We start from the raw sequence: 20,045 nt of genomic DNA on the forward strand, positions 1-20,045 counted from the left end.
ATATGAATAGCAGTCGTTATTGCCCGGCGGTATTGATTGCCGCACCGGCTTCCGGTCAGGGCAAGACCACCGTCACCGCCGCGCTGGCCCGTTTGCATCGCAATCAGGGGCGCAAGGTTCGGGTATTCAAATGCGGCCCGGACTTTCTCGATCCGATGATTCTCGAGCGCGCCAGCGGTGCGCCGGTGTATCAGCTGGACATGTGGATGGTCGGCGAACAGGAAAGTCGTCGGTTGTTGTGGGACGCGGCCGCTGAGGCTGACCTTATCTTGATCGAAGGCGTCATGGGCCTGTTCGATGGCACGCCATCCAGCGCCGATCTGGCGCGGCACTTCGGCGTGCCGGTGCTGGGCGTGATCGATGGCACCGCCATGGCCCAGACCTTCGGCGCGCTGGCGTTGGGGTTGGCGCGTTATCAGCCGGACTTGCCGTTCGCCGGTGTATTGGCCAACCGCGTCGGCACCTTGCGTCACGCGCAACTGCTCGAAGGCAGCCTCACCGAAGGCCTGCGCTGGTATGGCGCCTTGTCCCGGGAAACCGGGATCGAACTGCCGAGCCGTCATCTTGGATTGGTGCAAGCCAGTGAGTTGAACGACCTTGATCTGCGTCTTGATGCCGCCGCCGAAGCCTTGGCCAGCAGCTGCGAAGTGGCGTTACCGCCCGCTGTCGAGTTCGCCGCGCCTGACGTGATCGCTGCCGAGCCGTTGCTGGCGGGTGTGCGAATTGCCGTGGCTCGTGACGAAGCGTTCGCCTTCACGTATGGCGCGAGCCTCGACTTGCTGCGGGCGATGGGCGCCGAGTTGCGATTCTTCTCGCCGATCCATGACCGTGAACTGCCAGAAGCTGACAGCCTGTATCTGCCTGGCGGTTATCCTGAATTGCACCATGTGGCGTTGGCTGAAAACAGCACAATGCTCGATGCGATTCGCGCTCACCACGCGGCCGGCAAGCCGTTGCTGGCCGAATGCGGCGGCATGCTGTATTTGCTCGGCTCACTGACTGATGTCGACGGTACGCGTGCTGAGTTGGTGGGGCTGTTGGCGGGTGATGCGGTGATGCAAAAGCGTCTGGCCGCGTTGGCCCTGCAAGCCGTCGAACTGCCGGAAGGCGCGCTGCGTGGCCACACATACCACCATTCGTTGACCAGCACCGAGCTTGAGCCGATCGCCCGTGGTCTGAGCCCTAACGGTGGGCGCGGCGCCGAAGCGGTTTACCGTGAAGGGCGGATGACGGCGTCTTATGTGCACTTCTATTTCCCTTCCAATCCATCGGCGATCGCCGCGCTGTTTGCGCCAGACCTGAACCCTGTGGGGGCGGGCTTGCCCGCGAAGAGGCTATGACAGACAACGCATTTTCCGAGGCCGAGCGCGAAGCGGTTTATCGCGCGATTGCCGAACGTCGTGACATGCGTCACTTCAGCAGTGGCAGCGTCGAACCCGAGCTGCTCCGGCGTTTGCTCGAAGCGGCGCATCGGGCCCCGAGTGTCGGCTTGATGCAGCCCTGGCGGTTCATCCGCATCAGCGACCGGGCGTTACGCGGCCAGATCCAGCAACTGGTGGAAGAGGAGCGGGTACGCACCGCCGAGGCGCTGGGCGAACGCTCCGACGAGTTCATGAAGCTGAAAGTCGAAGGCATCAACGACTGCGCCGAAGTGCTGGTCGCCGCGCTGATGGATGATCGCGAGCGGCATATTTTTGGCCGTCGGACCTTGCCGGAAATGGACATGGCGTCGTTGTCCTGCGCGATCCAGAATCTTTGGCTGGCGTCCCGTGCCGAAGGTCTGGGCATGGGCTGGGTCTCGTTGTTCGAGCCGCAGGCATTGGCGGATCTGCTCGGCCTGCCGCCGGGGGCCAAACCGCTGGCGGTGTTGTGCCTGGGACCGGTCAAGGAATTTTACCCGGCGCCGATGTTGGTCCTTGAAGGCTGGGCGCAGGCGCGTCCGCTAAGTGAACTGTTGTACGAAAATTTTTGGGGAGTGAGTCAATGAGTGTGGCGTTGCTGAGTGTCGCCGGGGTAGCGCTGGACGCGCTGCTGGGCGAACCCAAACGCTGGCATCCGCTGGTGGCGTTCGGCCGTTTTGCCGATCGTATCGAGCAACGTTTCAACTCCGCCGGCCGTGGCTGGCGCAGTCATGGCGTCACCGCCTGGGTGATGGCGGTGTTGCCGCTGACCCTGTTGGTGACGGCGTTTTCCTGGCTGCCCTACGTTGGCTGGATCGTCGAGATCCTGGCGTTGTATTGCGCCCTTGGCCTGCGCAGCCTCGGCGAACATGTCGAGCCAGTGGCTCAGGCTCTGCGCAGCGACGATCTGGATGAAGCGCGCCAGCGTGTCGGCTATCTGGTCAGCCGACAGACCAGTGAGCTGGACTCCACTGAAGTGGCCCGCGCCGCTACCGAATCAGTGTTGGAAAACGGCAGTGACGCGGTGTTCGCCGCACTGTTCTGGTTTGCCGTCGCCGGTGCGCCGGGGGTGGTGCTCTATCGTCTGAGCAATACCCTGGACGCCATGTGGGGGTATCGCAACGAACGCTTTGAACGCTTCGGCTGGGCGGCGGCGAAAATCGACGATGTGCTCAACTACATCCCGGCGCGTCTGGTGGCGTTGACCTACGCGCTGCTGGGCAAGACCCGCCTGGCACTCAAATGCTGGCGCACCCAGGGGCCGACCTGGGACAGCCCGAACGCCGGGCCGGTGATGGCCGCTGGCGCCGGCGCCCTTGGGGTCGAGTTGGGCGGTGCGGCGATCTATCATGGTGAGCTGCATCAGCGTCCACAGTTGGGCGAAGGTGTGCCGGCAGATGCAAACTCCATCGACCGCGGCTGGCAACTGGTTCAGCGCGGGGTGTGGTTGTGGTTGCTGATTCTCTGTGTGGGGGCTGAGTTTTATGCTTGAGCACGGTGGCCGCTTGCGCAAGGCGGCGTTGCAGTACGGCATCGCCGAAGCCGATTGGCTCGACTTGTCCAGCGGTCTGGCACCTTGGCCGTGGGCTATTCCGGACATACCGTTGCGGGCCTGGGCGCGTTTGCCGGAAACCGATGACGGCCTGGAACAGGCCGCACGCGAGTACTACGGCGCCACACAGGTGCTGCCGGTCGCCGGCTCGCAGGCGGCTATCCAGCTGCTACCGCGCCTGCGCCGTGCCGGCAAAGTCGGCGTGCTCTCGCCGTGTTATGCCGAGCACGCCGAGGCCTGGCGGCGCAACGGCTATATCGTGCGTGAAGTGCTGGAGCAGGAAGTCGACTTCTTTCTCGATAGCCTCGACGTGCTGGTGGTGGTTAACCCGAACAATCCCACGGGCCTGAGCCTGACCCCGGAACGCTTGCTCGATTGGCATGCCCGACTGGCACAGCGCGGCGGCTGGTTGGTGGTCGACGAAGCGTTCATGGACAACACCCCGCAGTTGAGCCTGTCGTCGTATGCCAATCAGGTTGGTTTGATCGTCTTGCGTTCGTTCGGCAAATTTTTCGGTTTGGCCGGGGTGCGATTGGGCTTCGTGCTGGCTGAGCGCAAGTTGCTCAAGCTGCTTGCCGAACAGGTCGGGCCTTGGGCGGTCAGCGGACCGACTCGGGTATTGGGTCAGGTCTGTTTGCGTGACACCCAAGGGCACGCGCTCCAACGCTTGCGCAGTGAAGAGGCAAGTCAGCGTCTGGCTGAAGTCCTCGAGCGCCACGGCTTCAAGCCACAAGGTGGTTGCGCCCTGTTTCAGTGGTTGATCACCGAGCGCGCTGAACACCTGCATGAATTCATGGCTCGGCAGGGCATCTTGCTGCGGCTGTTCACTCACAACAGCAGCCTGCGTTTTGGTTTGCCGGCCGATGAGGCCGATTGGCTGCGTCTCGAGCACGCTTTCGAAGCCTACGCCAAGGAAACCCCATGACCACGCTGATGGTGCAAGGCACCACCTCGGACGCCGGCAAAAGTACCCTGGTAACTGCGCTATGCCGCTGGCTGACCCGTCAGGGCGTCAGCGTGGTTCCTTTCAAGCCGCAGAACATGGCACTCAACAGCGCGGTGACCGCTGACGGCGGCGAAATCGGTCGCGCTCAAGCCGTGCAGGCCCAAGCGGCCAACCTTGAGCCGCACACCGACATGAACCCGGTGCTGCTCAAACCCAACAGCGATACCGGCGCGCAAGTGATCATTCACGGACGCGCCGTGACCACCATGAACGCGGTCGCCTATCACGACTACAAAGCCATCGCGATGCAAGCGGTGTTGGCCTCCCATGAACGCTTGAGTGCTGCCTATCCGGTGGTGATGGTCGAAGGCGCGGGTTCACCCGCCGAGATCAATTTGCGCGCCGGCGACATTGCCAACATGGGCTTCGCCGAAGCCGTGGATTGCCCGGTAGTGCTGATCGCCGACATCAATCGCGGCGGGGTATTCGCGCACTTGGTGGGTACGCTGGAACTGCTGTCAGCCACTGAGCAGGCGCGGGTCAAAGGCTTCATCATCAACCGTTTTCGCGGCGACATCGCCTTGCTGCAACCAGGCCTCGACTGGCTGGAGGAACGTACCGGCAAACCGGTAATCGGCGTGCTGCCGTATGTCATCGACCTGCACCTGGAAGCCGAAGACGGCATCGATCAACGCCAGACCGATAAGGCCGAGCAGGTGCTCAAAGTGGTGGTGCCGGTGCTGCCGCGTATCAGCAACCACACCGATTTCGATCCACTGCGCCTGCATCCGCAGGTCGATCTGCAGTTCGTTGGTCCGGGGCAGCCGATTCCGCCTGCCGACCTGATCATTCTGCCGGGCTCGAAAAGCGTGCGCAGCGATCTGGTCTACCTGCGCAGCAACGGCTGGGACACGGCCATTACCCGCCACTTGCGTTACGGCGGCAAGCTGCTCGGCATTTGCGGCGGTCTGCAAATGCTCGGCGAGCAATTGCATGATCCGCTGGGGCTGGAAGGTGCGGCGGGCTCCAGTACCGGCCTCGGTTTGCTGGCGTTCGAAACCGTGCTTGAAGAAGAGAAACAGCTGCGCAATGTGCGCGGACGTCTGACCCTGGAAAACGCCGAAGTCAGCGGTTATGAAATTCACGCCGGGGTCACCACCGGCGTTGCTCTGGAGCAGGCAGCGGTGCTGTTGGATGACGGTCGCAGCGACGGCGCACAAAGTGCTGACGGACAGGTGCTCGGCACGTACTTGCACGGTCTGTTCGAATCCCCGGCGGCGTGCAGTGCGCTGTTGCGCTGGGCTGGTTTGCAGAATGTGCAGGAAGTCGATTATCACGCCTTGCGCGAGCGCGATATCGAGCGCTTGGCGGATTTGGTGGAGAAGCATCTGGACACTGGGCTGTTGCGTGAGCTCTGTGGTTTTTGAGGTGGCTGCGCTGGCCTCATCGCGAGCAAGCTCGCTCCCACATTGGATGCGAGGTGTTGCTCCATTTTGTGATCAATACAACTCCCCCTGTGGGAGCGAGCTTGCTCGCGATGAGGCCTGTCGTTACACCGCCAATTAAAAGGTTATAACCATGTTGCAACTGATCCTCGGCGGCGCCCGTTCCGGTAAAAGCCGTCTGGCTGAAAAACTCGCCAGCGAAAGCGGCCTGGCGGTGACGTACATCGCCACCAGTCAGCCACTGGACGGCGAAATGAGTGCTCGCGTGGCTCATCACCGCGAGCGCCGTCCGCCTGAATGGGCACTCATAGAAGAACCACTGGAACTGGCCCGGGTGTTGCGCGAAACCGCCAGCGCCGAGCGTTGTCTGCTGGTGGATTGCCTGACCCTGTGGCTGACCAATCTGCTGATGCTTGAAGATCCCGAGCGTCTGGCAGGTGAGCGTGAAGCTTTGTTGGATTGCCTGGCATCGCTGCCGGGGGAAATTGTTTTTGTCAGCAACGAGACCGGTCTGGGTGTCGTGCCGCTGGGCGAATTGACTCGCCGCTATGTCGATGAAGCCGGTTGGCTGCATCAAGCCCTGGCTGAGCGCTGTCAGCGTGTCGTGTTGACCGTCGCCGGCCTGCCCCTGACTTTGAAAGGTACTGCGTTATGACTCATTCCTGGTGGTTGAACCCGTGCAAACCGATCAATGCGCAAACGCATGAGCAGGCGGCGGCTCGGCAGCAGCAACTGACCAAACCGGCGGGCTCCCTCGGGCAGCTGGAGTCGGCGGCGGTGCAATTGGCGGGGCTGCAAGGTCGGGTCAAACCGAGCTTGAATCAGCTGTGGATTGCGATTTTTGCCGGTGATCACGGGGTGGTCGCCGAAGGGGTTTCGGCGTTCCCGCAGGAAGTCACCGGGCAGATGCTGCATAACTTTGTCAGCGGTGGCGCGGCGATCAGCGTGTTGGCGCGGCAACTTGAGGCACGACTGGAAGTGGTCGACCTCGGTACTGTCACGCCTTCGTTGAATCTGCGGGGCGTACGTCATTTGCATATCGGTCCGGGCACCGCAAACTTCGTGCACGGCCCGGCAATGACCCAAGCTCAGGGCGAGCGAGCCTTGCAGGCCGGCCGTGACAGCGTGCTGCGGGCGATCGCTGAAGGCTCCGAGCTGTTTATCGGTGGCGAGATGGGCATCGGCAATACCACCGCCGCCAGTGCTGTGGCCTGTGCACTGCTCGATTGCCCGGTGGCGCATTTGACCGGGCCGGGCACCGGTCTGGACGCGGCAGGTGTCAGCCATAAAGCCCAGGTGATTGAACGCGCTCTGACGTTGCATGCCGCTCAGCGCGGCGACGTGTTGCAGACGTTGTTCAACCTCGGCGGTTTTGAAATCGCTGCGTTGGTCGGTGCTTATCTGGCCTGTGCCCAGGAAGGTTTGGCGGTGCTGGTCGATGGCTTTATTTGCAGCGTTGCGGCGCTGATCGCGGTGCGCCTGAATCCGGCGTGCCGCGAGTGGTTGCTGTTTGGTCATCGCGGGGCGGAGCCGGGTCATCGGCATGTTCTGGAAGCCTTGAATGCCGAGCCTTTGCTGGATCTCGGCTTGCGACTGGGCGAGGGCAGTGGTGCGGCGCTGGCGGTGCCGTTGCTGCGTCTGGCCTGCGACCTGCACGGGCAAATGGCGACCTTCGCTGAAGCGGCTGTAGCCGATCGTCCGGCATGACGTTACGTCTGGACCTGCTGCGCCACGGCGAAACCGAACTCGGGGGCGGTTTGCGCGGTAGCCTGGATGACGCGCTGACCGCCAAAGGTTGGGAGCAGATGCGCGCCGCGGTGATTGACCAAGGTCCGTGGGATCGCTTGGTCAGCTCACCGCTGCAACGTTGTGCGCGCTTTGCCGAGGAGCTGGCCGAGCGGTTGGGCTTGCCGGTCGAGCTGGACAAAAACCTGCAAGAGCTGCACTTCGGCGTCTGGGAAGGGCAGAGCGCGGCGGCATTGATGGAGACCGACGCTGAGGCGCTGGGGCTGTTCTGGGCTGATCCCTATGGGTTCACGCCTCCCGGCGGTGAACCGGTGATTGCGTTTTCCGAGCGGGTGCTGGCGGCCGTCGAGCGTTTGAATCAGGCCTACGCAGGCGAGCGAGTGCTGCTGATCAGTCACGGTGGGGTCATGCGTTTGTTGCTGGCCCAGGCGCGAGGGTTGCCGCGTGAGCAATTGCTCAACGTTGAAGTTGGTCATGGCGCGCTGTTTTCGTTGCGCATCGAGGCGGATGCCATGCTCAGGGAAGAGGGCTGAACATGCTGCCATTCTGGATCGCCGTGCAATTTTTGAGCAGCTTGCCGATTCGTCTGCCGGGCATGCCGGCGCCTCAAGAACTTGGGCGCTCGCTGCTGTTCTATCCGTTGGTGGGGCTGCTGTTTGGTGGGTTATTGTGGGCACTGAACTGGCTGTTGCTCGGTACGCCGGCGTTGCTGCATGCAGCGTTGGTGTTGAGTGTCTGGGTGGTGCTCAGCGGCGGTTTGCATCTTGATGGTCTGGCCGACAGTGCCGATGCCTGGCTTGGCGGTTTTGGTGATCGCGAACGCACATTGACCATCATGAAAGACCCGCGCAGTGGGCCGATCGCGGTGGTGACATTGGTGTTGGTGCTGTTGCTCAAGTTCACGGCGTTACTGGCGTTGATCGATCAGCACTCGATGGTCGGATTGATCCTCGCACCGTTGATCGGTCGCAGTGCGTTGCTGGGGTTGTTTCTGAACACGCCGTATGTACGCGCTGGCGGCCTGGGGCAGGCGCTGGCCGACCATCTGCCGCGCAAGACCGGTCTGCAGGTGTTATTGCTCAGCACGTTGGCCTGCTTGCTGATCGGCGGCTGGAGCGGTGTGGTTGCGTTGGTGTTGGCGGCGCTGATGTTTTTCTGGTTGCGTCAGGTGATGCTGCGGCGTCTGGGCGGGACCACTGGCGATACGGCAGGGGCATTGCTGGAGCTGCTGGAAGTGGCGGTGCTGGTAGGTTTGGCGCTGCTCTAAAAGGATTGCGTAGGAGCTGCCGAAGGCTCGGGCCGCGTTCGGACGATCTTTTTGTTTTGAGTATCAAGAGATCGCAGCCTTCGGCAGCTCCTACAGTTGTTCGATAATCAAACTTGCTTTAACTCAATCGCGGGTATATACACGCACCATGCTAGCCTCTCAATGTTTATGCACCAACCTGCGTCGCGCCGCTCGTGGCGTCAGCAGGCACTACGACGGCGCCCTGGACGGATTCGGGATCAACGTTGCGCAGTATTCCTTGCTGTGCAATTTGCAGCGTCTCGATCAACCGAGCATTTCGACTCTGGCGGAAGCCATGGGGCTGGATCGCAGCACTTTGGGGCGTAATCTGCGGGTGCTGGAGGGGGAGGGGCTGGTGATGCTGGTTGAGGGTGAAGACCAGCGCAATCGCATCGTGCAGCTGACCGAAGCCGGGCGTGAACGCCTGGCAGCGGCCTTACCGGCCTGGGAAGCGGCGCAACAGCGGCTGATCGATCGTCTGGGCGCAGAGAAACGCGCAACCCTGCTGGCCTTGCTGGATGAACTCGCCTGAGGCGGTGGGCCTTTCCAAACGTAAGCCCGAATTTAAGCCCGAACTTAAGCGGGTATATACCCGCTACCGGAGAACAAGAATGACATCGATGTGGCGTACCAGCGGTTGGGTTCTACTCGGGAGCGCACTGATTCTTGCGCTGTCGCTTGGCGTGCGACATGGCTTCGGGTTGTTTCTGCCGCCGATGAGCGCGCAGTTCGGCTGGGGGCGCGAGGTGTTCGCCTTCGCTATTGCCTTGCAGAACCTGATCTGGGGACTGGCGCAGCCATTCACCGGTGCATTGGCGGACCGCTTCGGTGCGGCGAAAGTGGTGCTGGTCGGTGGCGTGTTGTACGCCGTGGGGCTGGTGTTCATGGGCTTGTCAGATTCGGCCTGGTCGCTGTCGCTGAGTGCCGGGTTGTTGATCGGTATTGGCCTGTCCGGCACCTCGTTCTCGGTGATTCTTGGCGTGGTGGGGCGCGCCGTGCCGCCGGAGAAACGCAGCATGGGCATGGGGATCGCCAGTGCTGCCGGCTCCTTCGGCCAGTTCGCGATGTTGCCCGGCACGTTGGGGTTGATCGGCTGGCTCGGTTGGTCGACCGCATTGCTGGTGCTGGGAATGCTGGTGGCGCTGATTGTGCCGCTGGTGAGCATGCTCAAAGATAAACCGTTACCCGTGCTCGGTCATGAGCAAACCCTGTCCGAGGCGCTGCACGAGGCGTGTTCGCACTCGGGGTTCTGGCTATTGGCGTTCGGTTTTTTTGTCTGCGGTTTTCAAGTGGTATTCATCGGTGTGCATTTGCCGGCCTATCTGGTCGATCAGCACCTGCCCGCCAGTGTTGGCACCACCGTGCTGGCGTTGATCGGCCTGTTCAATATCTTCGGTACTTACACTGCTGGCTGGCTCGGCGGGCGCATGTCCAAACCGCGTCTTCTGACCGTCCTCTACCTGCTGCGTGCGGTGGTGATCGGCCTGTTCCTCTGGGCTCCCGTGACGCAGGCCAGTGCTTATTTGTTCGGCATGGCCATGGGATTCCTCTGGTTGTCGACGGTGCCTTTGACTAACGGCACGGTAGCGACGCTGTTCGGTGTGCGAAACCTCTCTATGCTGGGCGGTATTGTTTTCCTCTTTCACCAGTTGGGCTCGTTCCTCGGCGGCTGGTTGGGCGGAGTGGTTTACGATCGAACAGGAAGCTATGACTTGATCTGGCAAGTAGCGATTCTTCTGAGTCTGTTGGCGGCAGCCTTGAATTGGCCAGTGCGTGAGCGCCCGGTAGCGCGGTTGCAGGCTCAGGCGAGTGCTGCATGAACAGAGTCGGAGCATGGCTCGCCGCAGCCGGTGCTGGCGCGCTGCTGTTGGCGCTGGTCTGGTGGGGCTGGCATCAGGGTGGCCTGGCATTGATGCAACTGGGTATGGGGACCTGTTGAGCGCCCACTAAAAAGCCCCGCCTCTATACAAGAGTGCGGGGCTTTTTCAATTCAACGGGTGAGCTGTTCAGGCTCGCCGTGAATCAGAAGCGGTAGGTCGCGCCGACACCAAAACCATTGGCGCTGTTTTCGTACTTGGCGCTGTAACTGTCGACTGCGTTGGAACGATTCACCGTGACAGCTTCTTCCTTGAGGTAGGAGTAGGCGACGTCGATGGTCAGATCATCGGTGACGTTGTAGCCAGCGCCAAGGCTGAAGATTGTGCGGTCACCTGTAGGAATACGTGGCGAACGGTCAGTATTGTTGGTAGGCGACTGGTCAAAGGTCAGGCCGGTACGCAATACCCACTGCTTGTTCAACTGGTAGGAAGTACCGATGGCGTAGGCCCAGGTATTGTGCCAGTTCTGCTCTTCCGTAATGGTACCGAACAGGGCTGGGGACAGTACGCCGCCTTGTGCCGCAGTGACACCTTCGTTATTGACGGTAATGTCTTTCAGGCGGCTCCAGCGAGTCCAGGTGGAACCTGCATACAGGGTCCAGGCATCCGTCAGCTGTTGTGTTACGGAGAAGTCGACCGACTCAGGGGTTTCGATCTTCAGCGAAGCGTCGTATCGATTGCTTTGCAGGAAGGCGGAAGGCGCATTGGCGCCTGCGGTGATATCGGTATGGCCTTCGAGATTGTATTTCACTTTCGAGTGATAGGTCAGGCCGACGCGAGTCGTGTCGGTTGCTTGTACCAGAACGCCGAAGTTGTAGCCCAGAGCGGTATCGTCCCCTTTGATCTTGACGTGGGTATCGCCAAAAAGAGGTACATCCGACTCGAGAGTACCGCCAATGCGGTTAATGGTCGGACCGAAGCCGATCGATACTCTGTCGTTGAAGGCATAGCTGACGGTAGGTTGGAAGGTCACAACCTTGACTTCACTCTTGCTGCCGAAGCCGCCACCCTGGAAGCCACTTTCATAGTTGGTAATCAGACCAAAAGGTGCGTAGACACCAAGGCCGAATGCCCAGTGATCATCTATCGGCTTGACGTAATAGCCCATAGGAACGGCTGTGAATGGCACCATGTCGCCTTTGTTGGTACCCGGATGGGCGCCTTGGGCGTCTTTGATATCAGTCGAGGCATTGATGGTTGCCAGCCCGCCAGTGACTTCCTGACGCTTGATTCGCGACATGCCGGCAGGGTTGCCAAATACAGTACTTGCATCATCGGCAGATGAAGAGCGTCCCGCAAAACCAGTCCCCATCCCACTGATGCTCTGTTCGTTGAGGGCGAAGCCACTTGCGAAGATCTGGGTGGATGCCAAGGTAACGGCGAGGCTAAGGGTGGTTTTGAGTATTACTTTTTTCATTATTAGAACTCCTGGTGATCACCGGAGCGAAAATTACCAACATTTTCGTTTCAGCGCCATAGGCTGTATGGCTTGAGATAGAGCGCTTTTGTAGGACAATCAGACCAAATTCGCGTCTATATGCGCGATCTTGCAAATTGCCCGGTTAACAGGCGATCTGATTCAGCGGTGATACACAGGTTTGCCAGGCACAGGTGAAGTCGCGAAGACGACCTTGCGGCTGGAACGTCTGGCGCCAGATTCGGGCCATGCCCAGCAGGTCATCGGCTTCGGGAAGCGGGGTGTTTTGTTCTTCTATTAATAGCCAGGCGATAGCGGTGGCGTAGCGCAGGTTGACGGTCAGTTCGAGGTGCGGGCCGCTGAGAAATGCATGCTGGCTGGCGAGTCCGCGAACCAGGCTGGCGCGTTCCGGGTCCAGCGCCAGGTAGTGATCCCAAAGCGCCTGGTGGCGAGGTTCGGCAATCCGGTACAGGCCATGCCCGCGGCGGTCATGCAGGGCGGAACCGAGAGCAGACTGACTGGCGGCAACACCCAGTAGCAGGGATTCGGCTGTTGTGCTGTGGCGTCCGAGGTAAATCAATGTCGGGCGGATCACATAACGGCACAGTTCGCTGGCGGCGATACCCATAAGGCCCTCGAAACGTGAAGTGGGCGGCGATTCCTGACAGGGGCTTGGCAGCGGTGGATCGGTTCAGGATCGCCGGAAGCGGATCAAGCCGCTTGAGTTGAAGTGTAGTGTCATATTCGTGCTGTAAAGTTCTGTTTTTAAAATATTTCTGGCTTCGAGTTATAACCGTTATATCGCTTGGTGCTTAAGCCGGTACAACGAATGGAGAAATATCAGGCAATAAAAAGCCCTGCTTTTTGGGCAGGGCTTTCGAAGTTTTCAGCTTTTCTGGCGTATCAGGCAACCAGTGCCTGACGGGTACGCTCGATCACGGCCTGCAGCGGCTCGGCGCTGGAGTATTGATCGGGGTACAGGCGTTCGCTGTGACGAGCGATGCCGTGTTCATTGACCAGAGTGAAGCTGAAGCAGCCTTTGCGAGCAGCCATGATCAGGCAGTTCATTGGTGCAAAAGCGTTGGTTAGGGTGCGAATGGCATCCTGAGTATGGATTTGAGTAGACATGGTTATTGGGTGTTCCTACAAATGACACGGATAAGAACCGTGCAACGTTAAAACGTTCCAGTAACGTCGATCACCATTGATCGAACGAAGAACCCGACTGGAACAAAGCAGCCAGTTGAAGCGCTATGATTTTTGCGCGCTTGGGCCGGCAGGTAGGTACTTAGGAGGGCAGGCAGCACATCAAGGGCAAAGGTTCTGGGCCCGGGGTGAAGATCCTGATCAATTTGCAGGTTGGTTCGGTCAGAGTAAGTGAGCTTCGCAACACCCTTTGCATTCGATTCAAAGGCAGTGTTGTCGCAAGCGTTACCTGGAAACCATCGAGGTGGTCGGTCCCGTGATGTCGGTAAAGGCTTCTCTTTAGGGAAGGTTACCGCAGGAGTTGTTCGACCAGAATTGACTTTCAGCTTGGTACTAACGCCGCGGATACTAACGGATTGAATTCAAGAAAGGAAGTGTGTTAGGCAAAAAAACTTCTGTGGGGGCTTGAACCGCTCTGCTCGCAGGCGGGAATTTGCCGTACCTGGCGCATTCGCAGTCGAGGGGAAAACGACGCGGCAACAGTAAAGCACACAATTGGGTCGCTAAGTGCCCGGTGGCGTCAGCCATCATCTCCCTTGAAACGCAGGTGCAGTGAGGCTGGTTGCTATTGAATTCCTACAAAGCGCACGAAAAAAGGGCGGTGATATAACCACCCCAAAGGTACTTGTGCACATTAGTTGCGCGGACTGTCACCCGCCTGTCATTTCACCTTCAAACGCAGTGGGTGCCTGTAGTGGAAATTTAAGTCAATGAAAAACATCGCTTTTTTTTACTGGTGAAAAAATCGTCAGTTTGACTGCGGGCCCCATTCCACAGGGCTTCTGGCGAGTTCAGGACGGGTTGTCCACTGAGTTATCCACAGCTTCTGTGGATTGTCCCGAGCGCTTGCTCTAGGACGGGCGTACCGGCTTTTTTTCGACTTTACCCGTACGAAAAAAAGAGTAGAGTGGCGCGCCTTCCGATCTGTCCCACAGTGCTTTATGAAGTTTCGCTCAGTATCAACCTCCGTTACCTCTGCACCCTCGGGTGTTACTCCTCCCAAGCGTTTTTCGATGCGAGTCGCCGAATGGCTTCTCGACAGTCCTCGCCTGGGCAATAACCCCAACGTCAAACATTTCGCCGGACGTTTGCTCAAGGCTCCGGCCCGTGAAGGGATAGTGGCTGCGCAAAGTCGTCTGGGGCAATTGATGTGCCGCGAATGCGGTAATGCCCGCGATCGTCGTATTGGCCAGGACCTGCTGCGCCAGGCCGCACGTGCCGGCGACCGACGTGCCCAGCGCGAACTCGGTCAGATCGAAGACTGAGCTGTCCAACCCCCAACGGCTTGGTTAACCTTCGCGCTTTAATTCATCGGCAGGAATCGTCATGGCTATGGACTTGACCAGTGTATTGCTCGGCCTTGCGGGTGCTGCGCTGCCGTTGTTGGTGCTGGCGTGGCAACTGCAGCGACGCCATGGCACCGCGCAGTCCGAGCTGGCGCTGCTTGAAGAGCGCTTGAGTACTGCGCAATTGGCACAGGACGGTCTGAATGCGCAGCTCGATGCCTGCCGCGATGAAATCAGTGACCTGAGCCAGGCCAACGCTGCCAAGCAAGCCGATCTGGCTGCCGTGCGCCGTGAGGTCGAGCTGTTGCAGATCGAGCGCGACAACGCCCGTGACGCGGCCCATGCCTGGAACCTCGAACGCAGCGGTAAAGAAGCCGAGTTACGACGGCTGGACGCTCAGGCCGCGTCACTGAATGCCGAGCTGCGTGAGCAGCAGGAAAGCCATCAGCAACGTCTGAGCGACCTGCAAGGCTCGCGGGATGAGCTGCGGGCGCAGTTCGCCGAGTTGGCCGGGAAAATTTTCGATGAGCGCGAGCAGCGCTTTGCCGAAACCAGTCAACAGCGTTTGGGGCAGTTGCTCGACCCGTTAAAAGAACGCATTCAATCCTTCGAGAAACGCGTCGAGGAAAGCTATCAGGCCGAAGCCCGCGAGCGCTTCTCGCTGGCAAAGGAGCTGGAGCGTCTGCAACAACTGAACCTGCGCCTGAGCGACGAGGCGACCAACCTCACACGAGCGCTCAAGGGACAGAAAACCCAGGGCAACTGGGGCGAGTTGATTCTCGAGCGAGTGCTGGAGCACGCGGGCCTGGAGAAGGGTCGTGAGTACCAGACTCAAGTCAGCCTCAAGGGGCCGGACGGCGAGCGCTTCCAGCCCGACGTGCTGATTTATCTGCCGGGCGACAAGCAGGTGGTGGTCGACTCCAAGGTCAGCCTGACGGCCTATCAGCAATACGTGGCGGCTGACGATGACGCGATTGGTCAGGCGGCGCTCAAACAGCATGTGCTGTCGCTGCGCAATCACGTCAAAGGCCTGTCCGATAAGGACTATAAGCGGCTGGACGGTCTACACAGCCTGGATTTCGTTTTGCTCTTCGTGCCCATCGAGGCGGCTTTTTCCGCTGCATTGCAGGCCGAGCCGAATCTGTTTCAGGAAGCCTTTGACCGACATATCGTCATCGTCAGCCCGACCACCTTGCTGGCCACGTTGCGCGTCATCGACAGCCTGTGGAAGCAAGAGCGTCAGAGCCAGAACGCCCGGGAAATCGCCGAGCGCGCAGGTTGGCTGTACGACAAGTTCGTGCTGTTTATTCAGGATCTGGACGAGGTCGGTAATCGCTTGCAGCAACTGGATAAAGCCTACAGCGCCGCACGCAACAAGCTGACGGAAGGTCGCGGCAATCTGGTCAGCCGCAGCGAACAGCTCAAATTGCTCGGCGCACGGGCCAGCAAGAGCTTGCCGGCGGATCTGCTGGAGCGGGCGATGACCGATGTCGACGGGTTGGCCGAGCTGCCGGAATAAATCAAAAGATCGCAGCCTGATTTGTAGGAGCTGCCGAAGGCTGCGATCTTTACAACGGCAAATGCCGACTCAACAACGCCCGCAACGCCGCCGGTTTCACCGGTTTCGGCAGGTATTCCAGCCCTGCCGCATGCACTTGGGCAACCATCTCCGGCCGCCCGTCAGCGCTGATCACCACGCCGGGTACCGGCTTACCCAGTTGGGTGCGTAGCCAGGCCATCAACTCGGTGCCGGTTTCGCCATTGTCGAGGTGGTAATCGACCAGCGCCAGTTGCGGGCGCATGCCGTCGCTGAGCAGCGCCGCACACTCATCGCGATTGCGTGCGGTATACACCTGACACCCCCAGCGCGAGAGCAGGCTATTCATGCCAATCAGAATGCTGTCTTCGTTATCGATACACAGCACCTGCGCGCCTGTCGGTAGTCGGCCATTGAGCTTGGCAATTTTACTCGGCGCGCAGGTTTGAGCGTGGGCCAGTGGCACGCTGACGCTGAACACGCTGCCTTTGCCTGGCCAGGAACGCACTTGCAGTTGATGCCCGAGCACCCGGCACAAGCCGTCGGCAATCGCCAGGCCCAGACCCAGGCCTTTTTCGGCACGGGTCTGGTGGCTGTCGAGGCGCTTGAACTCTTCGAAAATAACCTGGCGTTTGTCTTCCGCAATCCCCGGGCCACGGTCCCAGACCTCCAGGCACAGGTGATCGCCCCTGCGCCGGGCACCCAGCAGCACCGGGCCTTTGGCATATCGAAAGGCGTTGGTCAGGAAGTTTTGCAGTATCCGTCGCAGCAGTTTGATATCGCTGTCGACCCGCAAGCGACTGCCGCGAAGGCGAAATTTCAGCCCTTGCTCCTGCGCCAAAGCCTTGAATTCGGCGCCGAGGGCGTCGAACAAATCATTGAGCGCAAACGGCTTGCGATCCGGGTTGATCTTGCCGTTTTCCAGGCGCGAGATGTCGAGCAGGTCGCTGATCAAGTCCTCGGCCGAGCGCAATGAACTGTCCAGATGCTGCACCAGTTGCCGGGTCTCGCTGGAAAGGTCGTCGTCGCGGTGGGAGAGGGCAGCGGAGAATAATCGTGCGGCATTCAACGGCTGCATCAGGTCGTGACTGACTGCCGCGAGGAAACGGGTTTTCGACTGGTTGGCCGACTCGGCGGTGCCTTTGGCTTCGGTCAGCGCGACGTTCAACTGCGACAGTTCATGGGTACGTTCGGTGACGCGTCGCTCCAGGCCCTCGTTGGCCTCGGTCAGCGCCTGCTCTGCCTCGCGGAACGCAGTGATGTCGGTGAAACTCATGACAAACCCGCCACCCGGCATCGGATTGCCGATCAGCTCGATCACCCGGCCGTTGGGGAACAAGCGCTCCGAGGTGTGGGCGCGTCCCTGACGCATCCAGTGCAGACGCCGGGCAACGTGGACTTCCGCTTCGCCGGGACCGCACAGGCCACGTTCGGCGTTGTAGCGAATGATGTCGGCAATCGGCCGGCCGACGCTGATCAGGCCGTCCGGGTAGTTGAACAGTTCAAGGTAACGACGGTTCCAGGCCACCAGTTTCAGCGACTGGTCGACCACGCTGATGCCCTGGGTGATGTTCTCGATCGCGCCTTGCAGCAACGCACGGTTGAATTGCAGCACTTCCGAGGCTTCGTCAGCGATTCGCACCACGTCCTCAAGCTGCATTTCCCGACCTTCAATGGCCGCTTTTACTACTGCGCGGGTCGAAGAAGCGCCCAGTACACCGGCGAGCAGGCGTTCGGTGTGAGCGATCCATTCACCGTCGGCGTTCTGGTTCGGGTTGAAGCCTTTGCCCTGGCGGTAGGCGAAGCGGATGAAGCTCTGGCGTGCCCGTTCTTCACCGACAAAACGCGCCGCAAGTTGCAGCAGATCGTCGATTTGCACCGCCAGCATCGAGCGGGCGCTCGGCCGCGGGCTGATCTCCTGACCAATGAAACGCCCGGCCTGCCAGTGTTCCGAGACCCGTGTACGGGACAGCACCGAAACCCAGGCGAACAAGGTGAAGTTACCGGTCAGCGACAGCACCACGCCCTGGGTCAGTGGAGAAATCGGCAGGTTCAGCGGGTTGCCGTGCAGCCAGCCCAGCCCTGGGAAGCTGTGCAGCGACCAGCCCAGGCTGTTGGCGGCGATCGGCAGAATCAACGTGTAGAACCAGAGAAAAGTCCCGGCAGCGAGACCGGCGAACACCCCGCGGCGGTTGGCCTGTTTCCAGTACAGCGCGCCGAGCATCGCCGGCGCCAATTGGGTCACGGCGGCGAAGGCGATCTGCCCGATGGTGGCCAGACTGGCGGTCGAACCGAGCAGGCGATAGGAAACATAGGCCAGCAGCAGAATCGCCACGATGCTCACCCGACGCACCGAAAGCATCCAGTAGCGGAACACCTCGAACGGCCGCTCGGCGTTTTTCCGGCGCAGCAACCATGGCAGCAGCATGTCGTTGGAGACCATGGTCGACAACGCCACGCTGGCGACGATCACCATCCCGGTGGCGGCCGATGCGCCACCGATAAACGCCAGTAGCGCCAGTGCCGGATGGGCCTGGGCCAGTGGCAGGCTAATCACGAAGGAGTCGGGCAGTACCGAGCTTGGCAGCATCATTTGCCCGGCCAGCGCAATCGGCACCACGAACAGTGCGGCCAATGCCAGATAAGCCGGGAACACCCATTTCGCCAGGCGCAAATCCTGCGGCTCGATGTTCTCCACCACGGTCACATGGAACTGCCGGGGCAGGCAGATGATCGCCATCATCGCCACGCCGGTCTGCACCACCATCGATGGCCAGTTGATGGTTTCTTTCCAGTATTCCTCCAGGCGTGGTGCGAGCATGGCTTGATCGAACAGGTCGTCGAAGCCGTCGTACAAGCCATACGTGACGAAGGCGCCGACCGCGAGGAAGGCGAACAGCTTGACCAGCGCTTCGAAGGCAATCGCCAGCACCATGCCACGGTGGTGCTCGGTGGCATCGAGGTTGCGGGTGCCGAAGACGATGGTGAACAGCGCCAGAATCAGCGACACGATCAGCGCCGTGTCCTGGGCACGGGTGCCCATGGCGTCGGGGCCTGCGCCGATCAACAGGTTTACCCCGAGGACGATGCCTTTAAGCTGCAAGGCGATGTAGGGCAATACACCCACCAGACAGATCAGCGCCACCACAACCGCCAGCGATTGTGATTTGCCGTAGCGGGCGGCGATGAAGTCGGCAATCGAGGTGATGTTTTCCTGCTTGCTGATCATCACCATTTTTTGCAGGACCCACGGCGCGCACACCAGCAGCAGGATCGGTCCCAGATAAATCGGCAAAAACGACCAGAGTTGTTCGGCCGCCTGACCTACGGCGCCAAAGAATGTCCAACTGGTGCAATAGACCGCCAGCGACAGGCTGTACACCCAGGCACGCATTCGCGGCGGCAGCGGCGTGCTGCGGCGGTCGCCGTAAAAGGCGATGGCGAACATGACGGCCATATAGGCCAGGGCGACGGCGGCAATCAGCCCGCTGGACAGCGACATGGGAACTCCAGGCAAAAGACACCCGGGACGCAAGCCCGGCCTGACAGTCTCGCATGACCTTCACGGTTAGTCAGCGTCGACCAAGGTCGTGGCGTGGCGGGGTGTCGCAGGGGGATACACACGTGTTTTCGCGGTAGATCGTAATCTCCCCCCGTAGGAGCTGCCGAAGGCTGCGATCTTTGCGCTCGTCGCAACCGCAAGATCAAAAGATCGCAGCCTTCGGCAGCTCCTACGGGGCCAGCGCGATGTCGATCAATTGGTGCAGCTCTTCCACTTCAAGCGCCGCCGCCGCGAACAGGATGTGGAACACCGTTGGCGCCACCAGCATGTTGATCAGTCGGTCGACACTCGGCTTCGGCTCATCCGGATAACGCTCCAGAATTGTCTGCAATTGACCGCTGAGAATGCTCACGCAATACCCCGGCGTGGCGCTCGATTGCACGTCGCGCATCATGTTGCGGCCGGGCTCCGAACTCATCTCGTCCAGATACTGCTCGGCCCAGGCGCGCAAATCGCCGCGCAGGCTGCCGGTGTTGGTCGGTTCGCTGTCGGGACGCATGCGTGCCAGCGCGACGTCCGCCAGCAGTGCCGACAAATCGCCCCAACGTCGGTAGATCGTCGACGGTGTAACGCCTGCGCGGGTGGCGATTTGCGGCACGGTCACGCTTGAACGTTCCTGCTCTTCGAGGAGTTCACGCACTGCCGTGTGAATTGATTCCTGGACCCGGGCACTTCGGCCGCCGGGGCGTAACGCTTCTTTAATAGCCATGCAGCGGACCTTAACACAAAGAATTTGCTTTAAGCCGAAGCCAGTCGCACACTCCGCAAAAGCAAAAAGTTAGC

At 60.4% G+C, this 20,045-nt stretch carries 19 protein-coding genes; 14 read left to right on the forward strand and 5 right to left on the reverse strand.

All coding sequences use genetic code 11. The features are described 5' to 3' along the window. Positions 1–2 precede the first annotated feature (2 nt). From BK659_RS20870 to BK659_RS28085, 12 genes are all read left to right on the forward strand, one after another. Positions 3–1,340: a cobyrinic acid a,c-diamide synthase CobB gene (locus tag BK659_RS20870; RefSeq protein ID WP_123426841.1), complete on the forward strand. Its 1,338-nt coding sequence runs from the start codon at positions 3–5 to the stop codon at positions 1,338–1,340. Continuing rightward, entirely contained in the window at positions 1,337–1,987 is a 651-nt protein-coding gene (bluB, locus tag BK659_RS20875; protein ID WP_123426842.1) for a 5,6-dimethylbenzimidazole synthase, read from the forward strand. The genes BK659_RS20870 and bluB overlap by 4 nt, the downstream gene beginning before the upstream one ends. Then, entirely contained in the window at positions 1,984–2,892 is a 909-nt protein-coding gene (gene cbiB, locus BK659_RS20880; RefSeq protein ID WP_123426843.1) for an adenosylcobinamide-phosphate synthase CbiB, read from the forward strand. The genes bluB and cbiB overlap by 4 nt, the downstream gene beginning before the upstream one ends. After that, on the forward strand, positions 2,885–3,877 hold the full coding sequence (gene cobD, locus BK659_RS20885) for a threonine-phosphate decarboxylase CobD (RefSeq protein ID WP_123426844.1): 993 nt from the start codon (positions 2,885–2,887) through the stop codon (positions 3,875–3,877). The genes cbiB and cobD overlap by 8 nt, the downstream gene beginning before the upstream one ends. After that, positions 3,874–5,325, forward strand: a complete 1,452-nt coding sequence (locus BK659_RS20890; RefSeq protein ID WP_123426845.1) for a cobyric acid synthase — start codon at positions 3,874–3,876, stop codon at positions 5,323–5,325. Before cobD ends, BK659_RS20890 begins: the two co-directional genes overlap by 4 nt. 151 nt (positions 5,326–5,476) lie before the next feature. Continuing rightward, positions 5,477–5,998 (forward strand): bifunctional adenosylcobinamide kinase/adenosylcobinamide-phosphate guanylyltransferase, encoded by a 522-nt coding sequence (cobU, locus tag BK659_RS20895; RefSeq protein ID WP_123426846.1) that lies wholly within the window; start codon positions 5,477–5,479, stop codon positions 5,996–5,998. After that, positions 5,995–7,050: a nicotinate-nucleotide--dimethylbenzimidazole phosphoribosyltransferase gene (gene cobT / locus BK659_RS20900; protein WP_123426847.1), complete on the forward strand. Its 1,056-nt coding sequence runs from the start codon at positions 5,995–5,997 to the stop codon at positions 7,048–7,050. Before cobU ends, cobT begins: the two co-directional genes overlap by 4 nt. Further along, a complete protein-coding gene (cobC, locus tag BK659_RS20905; RefSeq protein ID WP_123426848.1) occupies positions 7,047–7,622 on the forward strand; it encodes an alpha-ribazole phosphatase family protein in 576 nt (191 codons plus the stop codon). Before cobT ends, cobC begins: the two co-directional genes overlap by 4 nt. A gap of 2 nt (positions 7,623–7,624) precedes the next feature. Beyond that, a complete protein-coding gene (locus BK659_RS20910) occupies positions 7,625–8,356 on the forward strand; it encodes an adenosylcobinamide-GDP ribazoletransferase (protein WP_123426849.1) in 732 nt (243 codons plus the stop codon). 148 nt (positions 8,357–8,504) lie between these two features. Beyond that, positions 8,505–8,909 (forward strand): MarR family winged helix-turn-helix transcriptional regulator, encoded by a 405-nt coding sequence (locus BK659_RS20915; protein WP_123426850.1) that lies wholly within the window; start codon positions 8,505–8,507, stop codon positions 8,907–8,909. Between the two features lie 79 nt (positions 8,910–8,988). Next, positions 8,989–10,197 carry an MFS transporter gene (locus BK659_RS20920; protein ID WP_123426851.1) on the forward strand — a complete coding sequence of 403 codons (1,209 nt, stop codon included), beginning with the start codon at positions 8,989–8,991 and terminating at the stop codon, positions 10,195–10,197. Next, positions 10,194–10,316, forward strand: a complete 123-nt coding sequence (locus tag BK659_RS28085) for a hypothetical protein (protein ID WP_259740288.1) — start codon at positions 10,194–10,196, stop codon at positions 10,314–10,316. Before BK659_RS20920 ends, BK659_RS28085 begins: the two co-directional genes overlap by 4 nt. An 83-nt stretch (positions 10,317–10,399) precedes the next feature. Here BK659_RS28085 and BK659_RS20925 read toward each other — a convergent pair whose 3' ends face one another. The 3 genes from BK659_RS20925 to BK659_RS20935 form a co-directional block, all read right to left on the reverse strand. Then, positions 10,400–11,671 carry an OmpP1/FadL family transporter gene (locus tag BK659_RS20925; RefSeq protein ID WP_123426852.1) on the reverse strand — a complete coding sequence of 424 codons (1,272 nt, stop codon included), beginning with the start codon at positions 11,669–11,671 and terminating at the stop codon, positions 10,400–10,402. Between the two features lie 145 nt (positions 11,672–11,816). Next, positions 11,817–12,299, reverse strand: a complete 483-nt coding sequence (locus BK659_RS20930) for a hypothetical protein (RefSeq protein WP_071553927.1) — start codon at positions 12,297–12,299, stop codon at positions 11,817–11,819. A gap of 275 nt (positions 12,300–12,574) precedes the next feature. Then, positions 12,575–12,799, reverse strand: a complete 225-nt coding sequence (locus tag BK659_RS20935) for a hypothetical protein (protein ID WP_007898912.1) — start codon at positions 12,797–12,799, stop codon at positions 12,575–12,577. A gap of 1,019 nt (positions 12,800–13,818) precedes the next feature. Here BK659_RS20935 and BK659_RS20945 point away from each other — a divergent pair. Continuing rightward, positions 13,819–14,142 (forward strand): SEL1-like repeat protein, encoded by a 324-nt coding sequence (locus BK659_RS20945; protein ID WP_123426853.1) that lies wholly within the window; start codon positions 13,819–13,821, stop codon positions 14,140–14,142. A gap of 175 nt (positions 14,143–14,317) precedes the next feature. Further along, positions 14,318–15,682, forward strand: coding sequence for a DNA recombination protein RmuC (locus tag BK659_RS20950; protein WP_185015435.1), 1,365 nt, complete (start codon positions 14,318–14,320; stop codon positions 15,680–15,682). Between the two features lie 49 nt (positions 15,683–15,731). Here the strand turns inward: BK659_RS20950 and BK659_RS20955 are convergent, their stop codons facing one another. Together BK659_RS20955 and BK659_RS20960 are read right to left on the reverse strand one after the other, a co-directional pair. Continuing rightward, positions 15,732–19,202 carry a hybrid sensor histidine kinase/response regulator gene (locus tag BK659_RS20955; RefSeq protein ID WP_123426855.1) on the reverse strand — a complete coding sequence of 1,157 codons (3,471 nt, stop codon included), beginning with the start codon at positions 19,200–19,202 and terminating at the stop codon, positions 15,732–15,734. Between the two features lie 229 nt (positions 19,203–19,431). Beyond that, positions 19,432–19,971 carry a TetR/AcrR family transcriptional regulator gene (locus tag BK659_RS20960; protein ID WP_123426856.1) on the reverse strand — a complete coding sequence of 180 codons (540 nt, stop codon included), beginning with the start codon at positions 19,969–19,971 and terminating at the stop codon, positions 19,432–19,434. Positions 19,972–20,045 lie beyond the last annotated feature (74 nt).

It is taken from the genome of Pseudomonas brassicacearum, assembly GCF_003732225.1.
GTDB lineage: Bacteria > Pseudomonadota > Gammaproteobacteria > Pseudomonadales > Pseudomonadaceae > Aquipseudomonas > Aquipseudomonas brassicacearum_E.